This is a genomic window from Mycobacterium simiae (genome assembly GCF_008370645.1).
In the GTDB taxonomy this organism is placed as follows: domain Bacteria; phylum Actinomycetota; class Actinomycetes; order Mycobacteriales; family Mycobacteriaceae; genus Mycobacterium; species Mycobacterium simiae_A.
Genome location: NZ_VTZN01000001.1, coordinates 101,602 through 116,342, shown reverse-complemented (window position 1 = coordinate 116,342; position 14,741 = coordinate 101,602). Strand labels below are relative to the sequence as shown.

At 65.9% G+C, this 14,741-nt stretch carries 12 protein-coding genes and 1 pseudogene; 7 read left to right on the top strand and 6 right to left on the bottom strand.

The features are described from left to right. Positions 1–62: 62 nt before the first annotated feature. Positions 63–1,037, bottom strand: a complete 975-nt coding sequence (locus F0Q45_RS00565; RefSeq protein WP_149652068.1) for a carbohydrate kinase family protein — start codon at positions 1,035–1,037, stop codon at positions 63–65. Positions 1,038–1,235: 198 nt separating this feature from the next. Here F0Q45_RS00565 and F0Q45_RS00560 point away from each other — a divergent pair, with 198 nt between their 5' ends. Further along, positions 1,236–1,910, top strand: a complete 675-nt coding sequence (locus tag F0Q45_RS00560; protein WP_149652028.1) for an Rv0361 family membrane protein — start codon at positions 1,236–1,238, stop codon at positions 1,908–1,910. A 22-nt stretch (positions 1,911–1,932) separates the two neighbouring features. Here F0Q45_RS00560 and F0Q45_RS00555 read toward each other — a convergent pair whose 3' ends face one another. Together F0Q45_RS00555 and F0Q45_RS00550 are read right to left on the bottom strand one after the other, a co-directional pair. After that, the gene (locus tag F0Q45_RS00555) at positions 1,933–2,289 is read right to left on the bottom strand and encodes an iron-sulfur cluster assembly accessory protein (protein ID WP_149652027.1); all 357 of its coding nucleotides are present in this window, start codon (positions 2,287–2,289) and stop codon (positions 1,933–1,935) included. Between the two features lie 58 nt (positions 2,290–2,347). Next, positions 2,348–3,424 carry a glycerate kinase family protein gene (locus F0Q45_RS00550; RefSeq protein WP_149652067.1) on the bottom strand — a complete coding sequence of 359 codons (1,077 nt, stop codon included), beginning with the start codon at positions 3,422–3,424 and terminating at the stop codon, positions 2,348–2,350. A 161-nt stretch (positions 3,425–3,585) separates the two neighbouring features. On the opposite strand from F0Q45_RS00550, the gene F0Q45_RS00545 reads away from it, so the two are divergent. The 4 genes and pseudogenes from F0Q45_RS00545 to F0Q45_RS00530 form a co-directional block, all read left to right on the top strand. After that, positions 3,586–4,293, top strand: a complete 708-nt coding sequence (locus tag F0Q45_RS00545; RefSeq protein WP_149652026.1) for a DUF3043 domain-containing protein — start codon at positions 3,586–3,588, stop codon at positions 4,291–4,293. A gap of 244 nt (positions 4,294–4,537) precedes the next feature. Beyond that, positions 4,538–5,599 (top strand): nicotinate-nucleotide--dimethylbenzimidazole phosphoribosyltransferase, encoded by a 1,062-nt coding sequence (gene cobT, locus F0Q45_RS00540; protein ID WP_149652025.1) that lies wholly within the window; start codon positions 4,538–4,540, stop codon positions 5,597–5,599. Beyond that, positions 5,596–6,336, top strand: a complete 741-nt coding sequence (locus tag F0Q45_RS00535; RefSeq protein WP_149652024.1) for an adenosylcobinamide-GDP ribazoletransferase — start codon at positions 5,596–5,598, stop codon at positions 6,334–6,336. The genes cobT and F0Q45_RS00535 overlap by 4 nt, the downstream gene beginning before the upstream one ends. A 103-nt stretch (positions 6,337–6,439) precedes the next feature. After that, positions 6,440–7,950 (top strand): annotated as a pseudogene (locus tag F0Q45_RS00530) (MFS transporter); the annotation flags it as partial. Here F0Q45_RS00530 and F0Q45_RS00525 read toward each other — a convergent pair. The 3 genes from F0Q45_RS00525 to gcvT form a co-directional block, all read right to left on the bottom strand. After that, a complete protein-coding gene (locus F0Q45_RS00525) occupies positions 7,882–8,988 on the bottom strand; it encodes a branched-chain amino acid aminotransferase (protein WP_149652023.1) in 1,107 nt (368 codons plus the stop codon). The pseudogene F0Q45_RS00530 and the gene F0Q45_RS00525 overlap by 69 nt on opposite strands. Before the next feature lie 96 nt (positions 8,989–9,084). Next, positions 9,085–10,320, bottom strand: coding sequence for a group II intron reverse transcriptase/maturase (gene ltrA / locus F0Q45_RS00520; RefSeq protein WP_262490808.1), 1,236 nt, complete (start codon positions 10,318–10,320; stop codon positions 9,085–9,087). Between the two features lie 561 nt (positions 10,321–10,881). After that, positions 10,882–11,985 carry a glycine cleavage system aminomethyltransferase GcvT gene (gene gcvT, locus F0Q45_RS00515; protein WP_149652022.1) on the bottom strand — a complete coding sequence of 368 codons (1,104 nt, stop codon included), beginning with the start codon at positions 11,983–11,985 and terminating at the stop codon, positions 10,882–10,884. Positions 11,986–12,029: 44 nt separating this feature from the next. On the opposite strand from gcvT, the gene F0Q45_RS00510 reads away from it, so the two are divergent. After that, the gene (locus tag F0Q45_RS00510) at positions 12,030–13,160 is read left to right on the top strand and encodes an adenylate/guanylate cyclase domain-containing protein (protein ID WP_149652021.1); all 1,131 of its coding nucleotides are present in this window, start codon (positions 12,030–12,032) and stop codon (positions 13,158–13,160) included. A 16-nt stretch (positions 13,161–13,176) separates the two neighbouring features. Next, the gene (locus F0Q45_RS00505; RefSeq protein WP_149652020.1) at positions 13,177–14,724 is read left to right on the top strand and encodes a leucyl aminopeptidase; all 1,548 of its coding nucleotides are present in this window, start codon (positions 13,177–13,179) and stop codon (positions 14,722–14,724) included. Positions 14,725–14,741 lie beyond the last annotated feature (17 nt).

Sequence of the window (14,741 nt, the reverse complement as noted above, 5' to 3'; positions counted from 1 at the left end):
GCACGCAAAGGGGCCCCGCAATGCGATTCTGCGTCTGCTCGCGAGGCTAAGCCAGCACAGAGCTAGGCCAGCACAGCAGTGATCTCGGCGGCCGCTTCGTCGCCGTACGCTCCGGCCAACCGAGTTTCCGCCACCTTGCGATCCCAGACCCACTCCTGGGTTCCCGTCGACTCCAGCACCAAGACGGCGACCAGCGAACCCAGCTGCGCCGACCGCTCCAGGCTTAGGCCGGCGCTGCGCCCGGTCAGGAAGCCGGCGCGGAACGCGTCACCGACGCCGGTGGGGTCGGTCTGGCTGGTCTCGGGCACCACACCGACGTGGATGCTGGTACCGTCGGGCTCGATCAGGTCGACGCCCTTGGGCCCCAGTGTGGTTACCCGTAACCCGATCTGCGCCATCACGTCAGCTTCAGACCAGCCCGACTTGGACAGCAACAGGTCCCACTCGTAGTCGTTGGTGAACAAATACGTGGCCCCGTCGATGAGCTTGCGGATTTCCTCACCCGAGAGGCGCGCCAGCTGCTGGGAGGGGTCGGCCGCGAAGGTCAGACCCAGCTTGCGGCACTCCTCGGTGTGCAAGAACATCGCTTCGGGATCGTTGGCACCGATGATCACCAGCTCGGGAGTGCCAACGGCCGACACGACGTCGGCGAGCTTGATGTTGCGGGCCTCGGACATGGCGCCCGGGTAGAACGACGCAATCTGGGCCATGTCGACGTCGGTCGTACAGGTGAACCGCGCCGTGTGTGCGGTGTGTGAGATCAGGACGTGGTCGCAGTTGACGCCGTGGGCCTTGAGCCAGTCGCGATAGTCGGCGAAATCGGCGCCCGCAGCACCAACCAGCGCGACGTCACCACCCAACACGCCGATGGCAAAGGCCATGTTTCCAGCTACGCCGCCGCGGTGGACCACCAGATCGTCGACGAGGAAGCTCAGTGACACCTTGTGTAGGTGCTCAGGCAGCAGCTGCTCGGAGAAACGACCTGGAAAGCGCATCAGATGATCGGTCGCAATCGAACCGGTTACCGCAATCGTCACAAAATCTCCGTTCATTGTTCGTAAGGTCGTCTAGAGGTTGTCTAGCCTCTCACAAGTATCGGTGCTGCGGCCCGCCCCGTCGCGTCGACCGCCAGCGGCGGGTGGTGCGCTAGCCTGCCTAGTGAATCCACCTCGTTAACAAATCCGCTGCTGGCGGCAACCCCATGCCGTCCCGTCCACCACTGTAGGAGAACCGCGATGGCCGGTCCGCATTCGCCGAACCCTGCCGTCGGCACCGACGGACCTCAAGGGGTGCGGCCATACCCGCAGATTGGGCCTCATGAGCCTCTCGAGTATCCCCACGACACCGACCGCGCCGAAGCGACCTTCTCTTCGATGTCCACCGCTTACCCTGCTCGGTCACCGGTGCCGGCGTCATACCAAAGGCGGCGACCCAAGCGGCTGCTGATCGGCGCCCTGCTGGCTCTCGCCCTGATCGGTGCCTTGACTGCGGCCATCGTGTACGGGGTCCGCACCAACGGTGCCAATTCCGGCGGCACCTTCTCTGAAGGCGCGGCCAGGACGGCGATTCAGGGCTACCTGAACGCGCTCGAGCACCGCGACGTCGACGTCATCGTGCGCAACGCGCTCTGCGGCATCTACGACGGTGTCAAAGACAAGCGCTCTGATCAGGCCCTAGCCAAGCTGAGCAGCGACGCGTTCCGCAAGCAGTTCTCCCAGGTCGACGTGACCTCGATCGACAAGGTCGTGTACTGGTCGCAGTATCAGGCCCAGGTGCTGTTTACGATGCAGGTCACGCCGGCCACCGGGGGGCCGCCTAAGGGGCAGGTACAGGGCGTCGCCCAGCTGCTTTTCCAGCGTGGTCAGATCTCGGTGTGCTCGTACGTGCTGCGCACCGCAGGACAGTACTGAGCAGCCGGAAGGACGTACTCGCTCAGTTAAAGGAATCTCCGCAGGCGCACGAACCGGTGGCGTTGGGGTTGTCAATGGTAAAGCCCTGCTTCTCGATGGTGTCGACGAAGTCGATCGATGCGCCTTCCACATAGGGCGCGCTCATCCTGTCCACAGTCAACGTGACACCGCCGAACTCCGCGGTCAGGTCACCGTCCAGCGCACGGTCGTCGAAGAACAGGTTGTAACGTAGCCCGGCGCACCCGCCTGGCTGTACCGCGATCCGCAACGACAGATCGTCACGCCCCTCCTGCTCGAGCAGGGACTTCGCCTTGGCGGCAGCGGCCTCGGTCAGGATCACGCCGTGCGTCTTGGCGCTCGACTCGTTCTGCACCGTCATTGCTTCTCCTACCTGCATCGTGTTGTGTGGGCCCACCCGGCCACGCATTCAACTGTTACTAACGGTACCCCGCAGGGCGGGGATTCCCGAGCCGAGCGGCGACCTCGGATGCCAAACCCATCAGTTGGTTGGCCGCATCGGCCAAGGCCAACCGCACTGAGCCCGAATACTCAGCGATAGACAACGCAGACATGATGCCTGACGACCGGATTGTCGCCTTGTCCAGGACTACCTGGCCGGCCAGCACGATCACCGGGATGCCCAGCGGCCGGGCTGCAGCCGCGATCTCGCCGACGACCTTGCCGTGCAGCGACTGCTCGTCAAACTTGCCCTCACCAGTGATGATCAGCTCGGCTTCGGCGAGATCGTCGGCCAGGTGCGTGTGTTCGGCAATGATCGCGGCGCCCGACTCGCATCGGCCGCCGAGCGCAAGCAGCCCGGCTCCGATACCCCCGGCCGCGCCGGCGCCCGGCTCGGCGCTGACTGCCCGCCCGGCCGCCGCGTCCAGTTCCACCGCCCATGCCTCGAGCCGGCTTTCCAAAGCTGCGACGGTGGCCGCATCCGCGCCCTTCTGCGGCGCAAAGACCCTGGCCGCTCCCCACGGCCCCAGCAACGGGTATTCGACGTCTGAGGCGGCGATCAGCTCGATGTCGGCAAGCTTGCGACGGGCGGCGTCCAGGCCGCCGAGTTCAGCAATCATGCCGTACCCGCCGTCGGTGCATGCACTGCCACCCAATCCGACCACAATGCGGCGCGCCCCGGCGGCCAGCGCTGCGGCGATGAGCTGGCCGACACCCCTACTGTGCGCCGCCAGCGCGGTCTCCGGCGTTGGGGGACCGCCCAGCAGCGACAGGCCGCAGGCCTGCGCACACTCCAGGTACGCCGTGGCAGAAGCCGGATCGAACATCCACGCCGCATCCACGACGGAGTCCAGCGGCCCAGACACCTGCAACCGCCGCGACTCCCCCAGCCGGCTTTGCAGCACTTCGATGAAACCGGGCCCGCCGTCGGACTGCGGCGCCACGATAAACGTGTCATTGGGTCGGGATCGGGTCCAGCCGGTGGCGATGACTGCGGCCGCATCCACTGCGGACAAACTGTCTCCGTAGCAGTCCGGGGCGACCAGTACCCGCATCGCGGGTAGCTGAATTCGGCCGGGCCCGAGGCCATCGGCAGCAGCATCCGAGGCGAGCGAGCCGTCCATCACAAGCAAGACTAGGGCCAACACGCATACTGGCGCTGCGTAACAGCAGCACAATTCTCCGACTTCGGCGGATCGGAAGTAACCTGGCGACTGTGAAGCTGCTCGGCCGCAAGAAAGGCCGCGAAGAAGGTGCCGTCGATTCGGCCGCAACTGACGACAGCCAAGGATCAGAGCTTTCCCGGGCTGCGTCGGCGTCGGCAACTTCTCGCGGGTCGCGAACCACCGGTCCCAAGGGCCGGCCCACGCCCAAGCGCAGCCAGGCCAAGCGCACCGCGAAGAAGGGCCCCGTCGTTCCGGCGCCGATGACTGCAGCCGAGGCCCGGGCACGGCGGAAATCCCTGGCCGGCCCGAAACTGAGCCGCGCGGAACGCAGGGCCGAAAAGACCGCCAGCCGGGCCCGGATGGCGGAACGCCGGGAACACATGATGGCCGGCGAAGAAGCTTACCTGCTACCGCGCGATCAAGGCCCGATCCGCCGCTACGTCCGCGATATTGTCGATTCGCGACGCTTCGGTTTGCTTGGTCTGTTCATGCCGTCGGCCCTGGCCCTGCTGTTCGCGATGTTCGCCGTGCCGCAGCTGCAGTTCTACATGTCTCCCGCGATGCTGGTGCTGATGGCCCTGATGACCATCGACGGGATCATGCTGGCCCGCAAGGTGAGCAAGCTGGTCGACGCGAAATTTCCGAATAACACCGAAAGTCGTTGGAAACTTGGCTTTTATGCGGCCGGCCGGGCTTCGCAAGTGCGCCGGATGCGGGCGCCGCGTCCTCAGGTCCAGCGCGGCGCCGGCGTCGGTTAGCACCCGGAAGCTGGCTAACTACTGATGTGCACACTGGTTCTCGGCAAGATCACCGCGGGCAAGTCGGCCGGGGCGCTGCTCCACCGTTCGAACCGACAATATCAACCAGCATTAGCCCGGAGGTCGGGTTGAACATCGCACCGACCACCGGATTCGGCCGCCACATGGCTGCTGAGGTGGGCAGCCCCGACCAGATTGTCCTGCTGGTGGCTGGGCAGGGCGTGCCGATCCATGGTGTGCGGTTATGAACGGATTCGCGCCGATATCGCCACCCGACCCGGTCGCCGAAGCCGCGGCCCGGGCCCGCCAGGACACTTTGACCAAGCCCCGAGGCGCGCTGGGGCGGCTGGAGGATCTGTCGGTCTGGGTGGCAGCCTGCCAGGGTCAGTGTCCGCCGCGGCAGTTCGAGCGCGCTCGCGTGCTGGTATTTGCCGGCGACCACGGTGTTGCGCGGGCCGGAGTGTCGGCGTATCCGCCTAAAGTGACCGCCCAGATGATGGCCAACATCGACCGCGGCGGGGCGGCGATCAACGCGCTGGCCGGTGTTGTCGGCGCAACAGTCCGGGTCGCGGATCTAGCCGTGGATACCGATGAGGTATCGGAGCAAACCGGCCAGGACAAGGTACGGCGCGGCAGCGGCGATATCCGGACAGAAGACGCATTGACCGACGAGGAGACCTCCCGCGCGATCGCCAGCGGCCAGCAGATCGCCGATGACGAGGTCGACGCCGGGGCTGACCTATTGATTGCCGGCGATATGGGGATCGGAAACACTACCCCAGCAGCGGTGTTGATCGCGGCGCTGACGGACGCCGAGCCGGTTGCGGTGGTGGGCTATGGGAGTGGTATCGACGACGCCGGCTGGGCACGCAAGGCGGCTGCGGTGCGAGATGCGCTGTATCGGGCGCGGTCAGTGCTGCCCGACCCGGTCGGGTTACTGCGCTGCTGCGGCGGTGCGGACCTGGCGGCGATGGCCGGCTTCTGCGCGCAGGCCGCGGTACGGCGCACTCCGCTGTTGCTTGATGGCATGGTGGTAACAGCCGCAGCTTTGGTGGCCGAACGGCTGGCGCCCGGCGCCCGGCAGTGGTGGCAAGCCGGTCACCGGTCCACGGAACCGGGTCACCAGCTGGCCCTGGCAGCGCTGCAGCTGGACCCCATTCTGGACCTGCGCATGCGCTTGGGCGAGGGCACCGGCGCCGCCGTGGCGCTGTCGGTATTGCGCGCCGCGGTGGCGGCGTTGTCGTCGATGGCCACCTTTACCGAAGCCAATGTCTGCAACCGGTCTGATACTGCTTCCGCGCCGTGATGCGTTCGCTGGCAATAGCTTTCGCTTTCGGAACGATCATGCCCGGCCCGGGCTCGGGAGCCACCTCGATCGGTCGCGGCGCGATGACGGCGTTGCCAGTGGTCGGTGCCGTGCTCGGCGGGCTGGCCGCGGCAGTCGCCTGGGCCGGCTCCGTGGCGTTCGGCCCGTCCAGTCCGCTGTCCGGATTTCTTGCCGTGACAGTATTGCTGGTCGTAACCCGAGGCATGCACATTGACGCTGTCGCCGATACGGCCGACGGTCTAGGTTGCTACGGGCCGCCGCAGCGCGCCCTTGCGGTCATGCGCGACGGCTCGGCCGGCCCGTTCGGGGTGGCGGCCATCGTCGTAGTGATCGTGCTGCAGGGGCTGGCCTTCCCGACGTTGGGCACCGGCGGGATCGTCGTGGCCGTTGTTGCCGGGCGGATCACTGCGGTGCTGGCCTGTCGCAGATCAGTGCCGGCCGCTGCGGGCAGCACCCTTGGCGCCCAGGTGGCAGGAACCCAGCCGGGGCCGGTGGTGGTGTTGTGGCTCGTAGTTCTACTCGCAGTTTCGCTGCTGGCGGGTCCACGACCATGGCAGGGACCGGTCGCGGTGCTTGCGGCGCTGGCGTGCGGTGCGGCTTTGGTGGCGCACTGCGTGCGCCGATTCGGCGGTATCACCGGTGACGTGCTGGGTGGGGCGATTGAAATGACCACAACAGTGTGCGCCGTGGTACTTGCGGCGCTGGTCCCCATCTAGGGGGTATGACAAACCTTGTCCCCCGCTCGGAGGACAAAAACTAAGAAAATCGTGTCCGATCGGTGGATCGTTGTGGCGGCCGGAAGTATATAGCGTCTTCATCATGTTCGCATCACGGCTGGCGCACGTTTTGACCGGCCCGGCCCGCAGCAACCCGTTCGGGCGCCTGGTCGCCCAGGGGAGCTTCTACACGGCCGGGATGCAACTCGGTAGCGGCGCGGTGGTGCTGCCGGTCATCTGCGCAAGTCAGGGCCTTACCTGGGCGGCCGGTCTGCTGTATCCGGCGTTCTGCATCGGCGCTATTGTCGGAAACTCGGTGTCGCCGCTGATTCTGCAGCGCGCCGGCCAGCTTCGGCACTTGTTGATGGCAGCGATATCGGCGACCACCGCAGTGCTGGTTTTGTGTAATGCCGCGGTGCCCTGGACTCACACTTTCGTCGCGGCGGTTTTTTTGATCACATCAACCGCCGTTGGTGCCATCACCGGAGTCTCGGGCGTGGCATACGCCGACATGATCTCCAGCAAGTTGTCCGTCCTGCGGCGTGGTGAGCTGCTGCTTACCCAGGGGGCTCTGGGGTCGGTGCTGGCCACTGGCGTCACACTGCTGGTGGTGCCGATGCTGGCCGGCGGCGACCAGATGGCGCGCTATCACGATTTGCTATGGCTGGGCGCCGCGGGCCTGGCTGCCTCCGGGGTCGCGGCGGTGTTCGTTGGCCCGATGCGAGCCGCCGCGGCCGGGGCCTCCACCCGGGCCAGCGCCACCCGGGTCCCTTTTCGTGATACCTACCGGCAGGGCTTTGAGGTTGCGCGCACCCAGCCGTGGTTTCGCCGGTACGTGATCACCTACCTGTTGTTCGCGCCGATTAGTCTGGGCACTACCTTCTTCAGCCTGCGCGCCGCCCAGCAGCGCGGCAATCTGCAGATGCTGGTGGTGTTGTCCAGCATCGGATTAGTCATCGGCTCGGTGCTGTGGCGCAAGGTTTACCGACTCTGCGGAGTACGCGGCATGCTGTTGGGTAGCGCCCTGCTCAGCATGGCCGCGTCGCTGCTGTGCATCCTCGCCGAGTCGTGCGGTCAGTGGTTCCACATGTGGGCCTACGGCACCGTGTTCCTGCTGGCGACGGTAGCCTCACAGGCCGTCACCGCCGCGGCGGTATCGTGGATCAGCGCATTGGCCGCCGAGCAACACCGCGCGACGCTGATCAGCTTCGGATCGACGTTAGTTGCTGTCGAGTTCACGCTGCTAGGCGCTGTCCTCGGCACGATGGCCCAGAAGCACGCGACGGTCTGGCCCGTCGTCGCCATGCTCACACTGGCCGCAGTCGCCGCAGTCGCGGCTCTGAGCGCACCTGCCCGAGAACGAGCAGGGGCCCCGGCACGTGAGCCGGCGTCCCGTCCGCAGCTCGCCGCGCACAGCTCGGTCGTGGTCAGAATGACCGATGTCAGATTGGCCGACGGGGCACGCCAAGGCATCAGTCTGCGCTGCGTATGGGACGGCTGCCGATTCGAGTCGTTCCGTCCGGCGCCGGCAGCAGTTGCCGCCGCCTAGCCGAGCCGCGACATCCAGCCGTGGGTGTCGGCGAACGTGCCGCGCTGGATGCCGGTCAAGGTGTCCCGCAAAGCCATAGTCACTTCACCCGGTTGGGCGTCGGCGATGGTGAACTCGCTGTCGCCGTACCTCACCCGAGAGACCGGAGTGATGACCGCGGCTGTGCCGCAGGCGAATACTTCAGTGATCTCACCGGCGGTGGCTTTCTTGTGCCATTCGTCGATATCAATCTTGCGTTCCTCGACGCTAAAGCCAGCATCAATTGCCAGTTGCAGCAACGAGTCTCGTGTAATACCGGGCAGCAGCGAGCCGGATAGCTCCGGAGTGACCAGTCGCGCCGATCCGCCGCTGCCGAATACGAAGAAAATATTCATGCCGCCCATCTCTTCGACATAACGTCGTTCGACGGCGTCGAGCCACACCACCTGATCGCAACCCTGGTGGGCGGCTTCAGCCTGAGCTAACAGCGAGGCGGCGTAGTTGCCGCCGAACTTGGCCGCACCGGTGCCACCTGGGCACGCCCGCACGTATTCGGTTGAGACCCACACGCTGACGGGACTGATGCCACCCTTGAAGTACGCGCCTGCCGGTGAGGCGATCAACAAGTAGCGGTATTCGGTGGCCGGCCGCACTCCCAGGCCGGGCTCGGTGGCGATGATGAAAGGCCGCAGATACAACGCCTCTTCACCGCCGGCCTGGGGCACCCAGGCGTTGTCGACGGCGATGAGCTGGCACAGCGACTCGATGAACAGCTCGTCGGGCAATTCCGGGATCGCCATCCGCCGAGCGGACGCACGCAATCTGGCGGCGTTTGCCTCCGCGCGAAACGACACGATCGAGCCGTCGGTCCAGCGATAGGCTTTGAGGCCTTCGAACACTTCTTGCGCGTAGTGCAGCACAATCGCCGACGGGTCCAGCTGGATCGGCCCGTAGCCGGTAACCCGTGCGCTGTGCCAACCCTGGCCCTCGGTGTAGTCAATGGAGACCATGTGGTCGGTGTGGTATTTGCCGAAGCCAGGATCCTGCAAGATCGCTCCCCGCTGGGCTTCGCTAGCCGGATGCGCCGTGCGCGTAACCGTGAACTGGAGGGACCCGCTGGTCATTGGTAGTCGGGGGCGCGGTGCTCAGTGAGCCCGTTTCCCCTTCCCCCTTTCAATCCGTGCGTGCGGTTTTCCCGCACACGCCTCACCGATGATCTTCTAGACATGGTTACGCAGCCTTCGGGTAGCGGATGGTGCCGCGAAGCCGGTACGAAAGTAGTTGCCCCAGCCACGCAGGATCGGGTTCAACTCCGCGATTACATCACGGATATCGAGACCGACCCGGTTGCGGCCGGTGCGGTCACGCACCTTGGCCCGTAGTCGGGCCATGGCCGTGTGGCTGGGCCAGCGGTGCAAGTAGTAGCGGATGACCCGCTGCTGCTCCCACAACCGTCCCGACATGCGAGCCCGGAAATGACAACCCAAAAAGTCCAAGCCCTCACAACCTGCCCGCAGGTCGACCACCTTCGTCTTATCCGGATGCAGCCGCAACCCCAACGACGCCAGGATTTCTCCTACCGCCACTAGAGCGTGCTCGGCTTGTTCCGCCGTACGGCACAACACCACACCGTCATCGGCATAACGCACCAACTCACCTACCCCACGGACAGCGAGTTCGGTGTCGAGCACATGCAGGTAGACGTTGGCCAACAGCGGCGAGATCACCCCGCCCTGCGAAGTGCCCGCGACCGTCCGCTGGGTCACCCCCTCGACCAACACTCCTGCTTGCAGCCACAAACGCAGCAGTTTGAGCACCCGCCGATCCGAGACCCGCCTACCCACCTCCGTGAGCAGCCGGTCGTGGTCGATCTCACCGAAGAAATTGGCGATATCGAACTCGACCACAAACTGGTAGCCCTCGATGAACCCGGTCCGCAAGCGTTCCTTGGCCATCACCGCCGACCGCCTCGGCCGAAACCCGAACGCGCACGACAGAAAATCCGCCTCGAAAATCGGTTCCAACACGATCTTGGCCGCCGCCTGGACCACCCGGTCTCGCACCGTGGGAATCCCCAACAGCCGCTTACCACCTCGTGGTTTCGGGATCTCCACACGCCTGGCAGGCGCGGGACGATACCGACCTGTGCGAAGGTCATGGCGCAACTCGCGCAACATGCGGTCCACGCCGTAGTCCTCCACCACAACCAGAGTGATCCGATCCACCCCGGCCGCACCCTTGTTCTTACGCACCCGCTCCCACGCCTCCCACAGGACGTCACCCCTGTAAATACGGTCATACACGGCGTGGAAAGGCCGACCCTCAGACTGCTTGGCCGCAGCCCATAGCACCCGTTGCAGTTGTTGCACTTTCACCGGCGACATCACCAACGGCTCGTCGTCAGCTACGGCAAACGATGCCTTGCCGGGGTAGTTGGACCCAGTCACCTCGGTCATGCCCTGATGCGTACCCGCTTCGCGCGCGTGATCAAAGCAGGGGCCCTTCCCTCCCGGCGTGTCTCTCACGCCGATCAGCGGTACTACGACCCCCTCGGACTCCCGCTGCCCTCCAAAGGATTTCACCATCGGCTTATACCCTTGGTCTTTGCCTGACGCAGGCTGAGCACACGGACCTCTCCCCTTCCGAACCAGACTGTGTGCACGTGCCGCTCCCCATACCCCGGAAGGACCCGCCGAGCTAACCCCGGACCAGGGCTCGACAGACATAGGCCTTCGCCGCGACATGAGCGGCTCGGCTCCTCCGTTGTAAATCTGACGAGGCTGCAGGACTAGCACCTAACGGCACTACGGCCCGCGCACTTGCTCCCTCCAAAGAGGCTCTCGACACCCCGCTTAGCCCGCCGCCTCTCAACGACGAACCGGGGCCTGCTACCCGGCGCTCCGGTGCCTACCGGGACGGGACTTACACCCGCAAGCCTGATCCAGCTTCTAGGACGCACCATGGCGCCGATTCTATATCGGTGTGACAACAGGTTTTTCCGCGCGAGGTGGGGTCACCTAACGCGTTTTCGGCTCGATGAAAGGCAGCCGCACCACTTCGCAGTCAACAGCACGCCCGCGAACGTCGACAGTGACATGCTGGCCGTCCTGCACCTCGGCCTGGGTGTCGATCAGCGCGAGCGCGATGCCGACCTGCAGCGTCGGCGAGAACGTTCCCGACGTGGTGACCCCCACCATGGCACCGTCGTCAAGCACCGTCAGGCCCGGACGCAAGACGCCGCGACCGACCGTGCGTAATCCCCGCAGCAGCCGTCGCGGGCCTGCCTGTTTTTCTTCCAGCAGCGCGTTGCGCCCAAAGAACGCCTCCTTTTTCCAGCCGATTGCCCAGCCGCAGCGGGCCTGCAATGGCGAGATCTCGGCCGAAAGTTCATGTCCGTGAAGCGGATAGCCCATTTCGGTGCGCAGCGTGTCACGGGCGCCCAGACCGGCAGGCTGGCCGCCGGCGTCCGAAACCGCCTCCACCAGCGCGTCGAACACTGCACCGGCGGCCTCCCAGGGCGGAAGCAGTTCGTAGCCGTGCTCGCCGGTGTAACCGGTGCGGCATACGCGCACCCGTGTTCCGGCATACGCCGCATCGGAATAACCCATATAGTCCATGTCGGTCGGCAGGCCCAATGCAGCGAGCACCTCGGTGGCCCGCGGCCCCTGCACCGCCAAGACCGCGTAGCTGCGATGCAGGTTGGTGATCGTCAGATCGCTGGGTGCTGCCGCCTGCAAGGCGGCGACCACGGCGGCGGTGTTGGCGGCGTTGGGTACCAAGAAGATCTCGTCGTCGTCGACGTAGTAGGCGATCAAGTCGTCGATGACGCCACCGGAATCGTTGCAGCACAACGTGTATTGCGCCTTTCCCGGTCCAATGCGACGAAGGTCGTTGGTAAACGCGGCGTTGACGAACTCGGCGGCGCCCGGCCCGCGAACCAGTGCTTTGCCCAGGTGGCTGACGTCGAACAGACCCACCGCGTTACGGGTGGCGGCGTGCTCGCTGACCGTCCCGGCGTAGGACACCGGCATCAGCCAGCCGCCGAACTCGGCGAAGCTGGCGCCCAGCGCGCGATGGCGGTCTTCTAAGGGTCCGGGCTGCAAATTCGAGGCATCAGTCACGGCGTCACACCTTAATCCAGCAGCGCTACTGGCACACTTGGACAGTGTCCGATTCTCTCGATTCCCTCGACTTCGAAGCCCTGCAGGCTGCCGGAATCGCCAATCCCCGCGAGCGGGCCGACCTGATCAAGTATCTGGACGGGCTGGGCTTCACCGTCGAGGAGATGGCCGAAGCGGAACGCCGCGGCCGCTTGTTCGGGCTGGCGGGTGACGTCCTGCAATGGTCGGGGCCCCCTATCTACACTGTGCACACAGCGGCTGAAGAACTCGGGCTGTCTGCTGAGGAGGTCGCCGAGGCCTGGGCGTTGTTGGGCCTGACCGTCGCGGGTTCCGACGTTCCCGCGTTGAGCCAGGCTGACGTCGACGCGCTGGCGACCTGGGTGGCCTTAAAGGCCGTGGTGGGCGACGACGGCGCCTATGGGCTGCTGCGCGTGCTCGGGGCCGCGATGGCCCGGCTCGCCGAAGCCGAGTCGACAATGATCCGCTCCGGGATGCCAGACATTCAGATGACCCACACCCACGACGAACTGGCCACGGCGCAGGCATACCGGGCGATCGCCGAATTCGTTCCCCGGATCGGGGCGCTGATCGACACCGTCCACCGGCACCACCTGACCAGCGCCCGCACCTACTTCGAGGGCGTCATTCAAGACAGTTCGGCCAGCGTGACCTGCGGCGTCGGCTTTGCGGATCTGTCCAGCTTCACCGCGTTGACCCAGCTGCTTGCGCCCGCAGAGCTGCAGGACTTGCTCTATGAGTTCGGCGCCACCGTCGCCGACGTGGTGCATGCCGACGGCGGCCGGTTGGTGAAGTTCATCGGCGACGCCGTGATGTGGGTGAGCCCGACTCCTGCGCAGTTGGCGCAGGCGGCACTCGATCTCGTCGACCATCCCAAGGCACGCGAAGCCCAGCTGCAGGTCCGCGCCGGCCTAGCCTACGGGACCGTCCTGGCCATCAATGGGGATTACTTCGGCAACCCGGTGAACCTGGCCGCGCGACTCGTGGCTGTCGCGGCCCCCGGGCAGATTCTGGCCGCGTCCGAGCTCTATGCGAAGTTGCCGAATTGGCCCGCGACCGCCTATGGCCCATTGACGCTGAAGGGATTTGATGCCCCGGTTACCGCCTTTGCGTTGCGCGCCGGGGGCACTCCCCAGTCCGGCCCCGTCTGCAGGTGACTTAGGGTGAGTGCCCGTGACCACCCACCTGGGTTACCAAAGCCCTTCTGTCGGCGTTGCCGCCGCACTGCCCAAGCGCGCCGCCGGTTCCTCGGTACTGATTGTGCCGGTCGTCTCGACCGGTGACGACGGCGCACCGGGGGCGCTCGTCGCCGCCGCCGAACCGTTCCTGACCACCGACGCGGTCGCCGAAATCGAGGCTGGGCTGCGCGCACTGGACGCGACAGGTAGCAGCGATCAACTGCACCGGCTGGTGGTGTCGTCGCTGCCGGTGGCCAGCGTGCTGACGGTTGGCCTGGGTAAGCCACGGTCGCGGTGGCCGGGGGACACGATCCGCCGCGCCGCCGGGGCGGCAGCGCGGTCGCTGGGCACGGCGCAGGCGGTGATCACCACGCTGGCCGAGCTGCCCGGCGACGACGTCTGCTCGGCCGTCGTCGAGGGGCTGATTTTAGGCGGCTACCGGTTCAGCGCCTACCGGAGCTCTAAGACGGCACCCAAGGACGCCGGGCTGCGGAAAATCACCGTGCTGGCCACCGCTAAGGACGCCAAGAAGCGCAGCGCGCGCGGTGCGGCGCTCGCCACCGCGGTCGCCACCGCCCGCGACTTGGTCAACACCCCGCCGAACCACCTGTACCCCGCTGAATTGGCCAAGCGCGCAGAGGTTTTAGGCGAATCCGCCGGACTCGAAGTTGAGGTGCTCGACGAGAAAGCGCTGCGGAAGGCCGGCTACGGCGGTGTGATCGGCGTCGGCCAGGGCTCCGGTCGACCGCCACGACTGGTGCGGTTGATCCATCGCGGCTCGCGGCTGGCCAAGAATCCCCAGCGCGCCAAGAAGGTCGCGTTGGTCGGTAAAGGAATTACCTTTGACACCGGCGGAATTTCGATCAAGCCGGCCGCGTCGATGCACCACATGACGTCGGACATGGGTGGGGCCGCAGCGGTCATTGCGACCGTCGCGCTGGCTGCGCAACTGCAGCTCCCGATTGACGTGATTGCCACGGTTCCGATCGCTGAGAACATGCCGTCGGCTACGGCGCAGCGTCCGGGCGATGTGCTGACCCAGTACGGCGGCACCACGGTCGAGGTGCTTAACACCGACGCGGAGGGTCGGCTCATCCTGGCAGACGCCCTTGTTCGCGCGTGCGAGGACAATCCGGATTATCTGATCGAGGCATCGACGCTGACCGGTGCGCAGACGGTCGCGTTGGGCAGTCGCATCCCCGGGGTCATGGGCAGCGACGAGTTCCGCGACCGCGTTGCTGCGATCTCGCAGCAGGTGGGCGAAAATGGATGGCCCATGCCGCTGCCGGATGACCTCAAAGAGGACCTGAAGTCCACGGTGGCCGACCTGGCCAATGTGAGTGGCCAGCGCTTCGCCGGCATGCTGGTGGCCGGTGTGTTTCTGCGGGAGTTCGTCGCTGATTCGGTGAACTGGGCCCACATCGACGTGGCCGGCCCGGCGTACAACACTGGCAGCGCCTGGGGCTACACGCCCAAGGGAGCCACCGGCGTCCCGACCCGCACCATGTTCGCGGTGCTCGAGGACATTGTCCAACACGGCTAGGAGTGGGTGACCGACGG

Excerpts from the sequence above, each read along its gene's own strand:
- F0Q45_RS00555 (WP_149652027.1), bottom strand. The coding sequence starts at position 2,289 with ATGACGGTGCAGAACGAGTCGAGCGCCAAGACGCACGGCGTGATCCTG.
- F0Q45_RS00525 (WP_149652023.1), bottom strand. The coding sequence starts at position 8,988 with ATGACCAGCGGGTCCCTCCAGTTCACGGTTACGCGCACGGCGCATCCG.
- ltrA (WP_262490808.1), bottom strand. The coding sequence starts at position 10,320 with ATGACCGAGGTGACTGGGTCCAACTACCCCGGCAAGGCATCGTTTGCC.
- F0Q45_RS00550 (WP_149652067.1), bottom strand. The coding sequence starts at position 3,424 with ATGCGGGTACTGGTCGCCCCGGACTGCTACGGAGACAGTTTGTCCGCA.
- F0Q45_RS00560 (WP_149652028.1), top strand. The coding sequence starts at position 1,236 with ATGGCCGGTCCGCATTCGCCGAACCCTGCCGTCGGCACCGACGGACCT.
- cobT (WP_149652025.1), top strand. The coding sequence starts at position 4,538 with ATGAACGGATTCGCGCCGATATCGCCACCCGACCCGGTCGCCGAAGCC.